The organism is Oscillibacter sp. CU971 (genome assembly GCF_905219725.1).
Taxonomy (GTDB): domain Bacteria; phylum Bacillota; class Clostridia; order Oscillospirales; family Oscillospiraceae; genus Oscillibacter.
Genome location: NZ_CAJMXG010000238.1, coordinates 1 through 4,173, shown reverse-complemented (window position 1 = coordinate 4,173; position 4,173 = coordinate 1). Strand labels below are relative to the sequence as shown.

At 56.2% G+C, this 4,173-nt stretch carries 4 protein-coding genes and 1 pseudogene; all 5 read right to left on the bottom strand.

Annotated elements, in window-relative coordinates:
* Window positions 1–269: pseudogene (locus tag JX325_RS13195) on the bottom strand (hypothetical protein); the annotation flags it as partial.
* A 20-nt stretch (window positions 270–289) separates the two neighbouring features.
* Window positions 290–691, bottom strand: a complete 402-nt coding sequence (locus JX325_RS13190; RefSeq protein WP_204791566.1) for a hypothetical protein — start codon at window positions 689–691, stop codon at window positions 290–292.
* Between the two features lie 98 nt (window positions 692–789).
* On the bottom strand, window positions 790–1,488 hold the full coding sequence (locus JX325_RS13185) for a hypothetical protein (protein ID WP_204791565.1): 699 nt from the start codon (window positions 1,486–1,488) through the stop codon (window positions 790–792).
* Between the two features lie 323 nt (window positions 1,489–1,811).
* Window positions 1,812–2,156, bottom strand: coding sequence for a hypothetical protein (locus JX325_RS13180; RefSeq protein WP_204791564.1), 345 nt, complete (start codon window positions 2,154–2,156; stop codon window positions 1,812–1,814).
* A 14-nt stretch (window positions 2,157–2,170) separates the two neighbouring features.
* The gene (locus JX325_RS13175) at window positions 2,171–4,054 is read right to left on the bottom strand and encodes an HK97 family phage prohead protease (protein ID WP_204791563.1); all 1,884 of its coding nucleotides are present in this window, start codon (window positions 4,052–4,054) and stop codon (window positions 2,171–2,173) included.
* Between the last annotated feature and the right edge of the window lie 119 nt (window positions 4,055–4,173).

Sequence of the window (4,173 nt, the reverse complement as noted above, 5' to 3'; positions counted from 1 at the left end):
ATATAGGCATCCACTATGCGGAGAAGATTTGGCTTTATCGCCAGATACACATTCGGGTCTACATTTTGGGTTATGGTCATGCACCGAACGTAGTCCTGAGACTCCGCCAGTGTTTTCTTCTTTTTAGAAAGATAGGGTTTATGCCATTTCGACTCCCATTTTGAAAGTGAGACCAGAGAATGCTCCAGCTGAAGCGTTTGCTCCTTGGTATAGATAAAGCCATTAACACCGTCAAACAACTCTGTTTCCGGCACTGTAATTTTCAGCATCTCCGGTCTCCTTCAGTTGGTCAGGCCGGAGGCAAAGCGGGTGTCTCAGTGGCGTCATCGTCACGCTTAGGCGGCGTGATACCGTTGATGAACTCGCTCGCGGCGTCATGGTTCATGGCAAGCTCCATGAACAGCTTGCTGTAGGCTTCGGTCTGGGCGAACTTGTCCCAAACCTCCTGGTTCTTGATGAACCGGCGGCCGTCGGGAGACTTCTCTCCGTAGGACTTCCGAATGACCTCCTTGAAGGTGTCGATGATCTGCCGGCCGTTCTTGGCCGCGACGATGCGGTTAATCATCTCCACGAAGCCGCCCTCGGCGGAGAGCTCCAGCTCGGTCACCTCAGCCTCGGTCAGGTTGAAATAGAATTTTTCCGTGCGCTCCACGCCGTTGTAGTCGTTATAGGTGATTTCCTTCATAATCATTGCGATTTTCCCCTTTCAATCAACAAAAATTAAAGAAAGCGGAGCCCTCGGTGAAGAGAGCCCCGCTTTGCAGGTTACAGATGTACTTCTGCCGAGTCTTAGCCGGCAGCGACCTCGTCCTTCAGCAGCTCGATGACCTCCTCAGGCATGGGCAGACGGGACGCAATGGCCTCGCTACCATCCGCAGCATCCTTGCCGTAGATGATGTCCTCGATGAGAGCCATCTTCTCCTTGGAAGTCTTGGTGGAGTCGATGACCATATGGGCGGTGGGCTGGAAACCCGGAACGTCCACCGGGGTGGTACTCAGCTCCCAACTCATTGCAGAGGGCTCGGGACTGTCGTTCAGAGTCTGGCGGTTCTTCTCGGAGGGAGAAACCTGCCCGCCATAGATTAGGTGGATCTTGTAGCCATAGGCCTGCTTCATGGTATCGTTGCCAATCAGCGTCCGGTAGGACATACCGAACATCTTGCGGGGCTGCTGGCCGATAGTCACGCCCGGGGCGACCTCGGCATCGCCGTCACACGCAGCGAACTCGGGGGGATAGGAGTAGGCCTCGACGTTGGCCCCGAAGTCCTCAGCGGACATCAGGTTGAGATACTTCATGTTGTCAGCCCAGACAGGGGTGGGCTCGCCGCCGGAGGGGGTCTCATTGACAGCGGACAGCCCGTTCCAGGGTACGCCTGCGGCATACTTGCCGTCATCGTTCATGGGAAACAGGACGCCGTGGTCCAGACCGATCTCATACAGACGCTCGCCGATCTGATCCCATTTCATTCTGCCGGGTTTGTTACTCATTGGTTGTTCCTCCTTTATAAGGTTAGAAATATAGGTTGTATACGTCGTGGTTGAGATTGTCTGACGTAAAGTGGCTCTCATGGCTGCACATTGGCAGTTGAGCAATTTTGTGGGGGAGATCGCTGTCCGGGTCCTCATAGATAAGGGTCAGCTGATAGCGGTCGTGTAAGAGATAAGGCAAATTGTCAGCGTGTTTTGCCTCAATTTTGCTCCTCTCATAGACAACGCAGTCATACTCCATCTCAACGTTTGAGGATGGCTGGAAATACGCGCGGCATTTCTTTCCCTGCTCCAGATCATCAAGTTCCGGACAGCCAAGGATTTCACACAGAATCGTGTGGAGTTGAAGTCGACTTTCCGTTGTAAACACCCCCAATCGTAAGGATAAGGCGCGGATAGCCGACCTCCACCTTGGAGATTTTCCATTTGACGCCCATGAAAGTCACATACCGCATTCGGTGGAAATTTGCCCTGGCGAACGGATCGGCGACTATGCTGATCTCGTTCGCGACGTTGATGTCGTCGTTGAGTGTATCGGAAGATTGGAGTTGACGGGTATTCCGAATAAGGTCGCCATAGTAAGGATACTCAACGATCTTCTCCTTCCGCACACCCGGTCTCGTCTCAACCGTTTCAGCATAGCCTACCGATCCATAAAACTTCGCCATTTTGAACTTTCTCCTTAGGCAGCCGCGCCGGAAGCGGGAGCGACGGGCTCCTCCAGAGCGATGGCGGACCAGAGCCTGGTCAGAGCGCCGGACAGGCGGGTCTCAATCAGGTACTTCTCCTGGTTGAAGTCGATATCGAACTGGCTGAACCGGGTGATCTCGCCGCCCTTGGTGTGACCAACGGTGTAGTCCGCCAGGTTGACGAACAGGCCCAGGAGCTTGTGCAAAGTGCCGTCCTTGGCGGTGCGGGCCAGGCCCTCAAACTGCTCGGCGGTGTGGATCTCGTTGACGTTCAGCGCGGCGGCCAGATCGGTCTTGGAGTTGTAGATGCGGCGGCCGTTCATGTCGCGGGCCAGCAGCATGATGTTGACCATATGCGGGGTGCAGTACAGGTCGGGAGTGCCGGTGCCCTTGAACTTCTCACGGGAGTACAGGGCGGCGGTGATGATGGCCTCGGCGTAGATGTAGTTCTCACCGAAGTTCATGTCGGTGCGGGAGCCCTGGATCTCCTTGCGGGCAGCCTCGATGTCCACATCGTAGTGGATGGTGTAGAGGTCGTCATCGTTCCAGATGGAGCGGATGTGCTCCTCGGAGATCTTGTGCTCGTCAGCCTCGTCGCGACCGTCACCAATCATGATAGCGATGGCGATTTCCTCGTTGAGGGCCATCCGCATGACGCCCCACTGATACTCGATCACGTCGAAGTCGGTGATATCGACGATGTCGTCCCGGTGCATGGAGTCGGTGATGTAAATGGTCTGGGGGTCGGTGGTGCGCTTGATGAGCTTCATGTTGCCGGAAGGCACCTTGCGCTTGCCCTTCTGGTAGCCATGGGCCCGGATGTCGTCGCCGCGGGCATCCATGTTCTTGGTGCGGATGCGGCTAATGGGGCTCTTGTGGACCTTGTTCATGACCACGCCGACCCAGCCCTGATCCCGGGTAATCAGCTCGGGAGCGCCAGAGCGCAGATCCTTGTACTCGGGGAACAGGGCCTCGATGTTGTCATAGCCGTGCTTCAGCGTGTCGCTGTGCTGCTCGGTGTAGAGCTTAAGGGCGCTCTGGAAAGTGCCGACGCTCTTGGTCTTGGCAGAGGCGATGATCTCCGCCTGCGCGGCATGGATCAGAACGGCGTCCTGGTTGTCCTCGGCAGTTCTGTCGAAAACGTTGTGCTTCATGGGTTTGTCTCCTCCTTTAGAGTCATCAGATTTCTGCCCATCGGGCGTGCCCTTGTCGTCGGGCTTCGGGTCGGATTCAGAGCCATCCTGCATGGCCACCATACCGAGCATGGTGTAAACAGCGGTCTTCTGTTTTTCGGTAAGGGTATCGAACACGTCAGAGAGCGTCTCGCTGTTCTGTCCGTCTTTGCCATCCTTACCGTCAGGCTTCGACTCCGGGGCAGGATCGCTCTTGGGCGGAGTGGCCCCACCGTCGGAGTGGTACAGGGTGACCGGCTCGTTAAGGCCGATATAGACGGTGCAGTCAGCGCCATCACCGTGGGCCAAATCGACAAAGTCGATGAAAGCACCAGGATTAGCGCCCGCCGAAACGAGGCTCACCTCGAAGATGTCGCCGTGCAGAACATTTCCGCCCTGCTGCTTCAACCTGTTAGCCGCGATGGACAGGGCCTCGATGTCGCCGTGCTTCAGCAGAAGTTTAGCGGCGTTGGCGCTATCGGAGTCGTTCAGCACACCGTAGCAATAGATGCCCCCGGGGCGCTTCTCCAGATAGGCGTGACCAAGGATGTTGTCGGGGCTGTTGACATTGTGGTCCCAAATCAAGGGGACCTTTTTCCCGTCACAGTGCGCAAATGCGCCTTCCTTGATGGTACGGCCATCGGTACACTCAAGGTTGTCGCGGGTAGCCCAGCCGCTAAAGTCGTATTTGATGTTAGGGTCCATTTTGAACTTATTCCTCCTTCTGTGGTGTTCGTGGATCGGTTGGGGGCGTGGGCTCGCTCCCAGATGGTGCGCTGAGATTGCTGTTCCGGAGCTCGTCCGCTTTCGGGTCCTTAGACGGC

What these genes read in the sequence shown, in the direction of transcription:
- JX325_RS13190 (WP_204791566.1), bottom strand. Translation starts at nt 691, where the DNA reads ATGATTATGAAGGAAATCACCTATAACGACTACAACGGCGTGGAGCGC.
- JX325_RS13180 (WP_204791564.1), bottom strand. Translation starts at nt 2,156, where the DNA reads ATGGCGAAGTTTTATGGATCGGTAGGCTATGCTGAAACGGTTGAGACG.
- JX325_RS13185 (WP_204791565.1), bottom strand. Translation starts at nt 1,488, where the DNA reads ATGAGTAACAAACCCGGCAGAATGAAATGGGATCAGATCGGCGAGCGT.
- JX325_RS13175 (WP_204791563.1), bottom strand. Translation starts at nt 4,054, where the DNA reads ATGGACCCTAACATCAAATACGACTTTAGCGGCTGGGCTACCCGCGAC.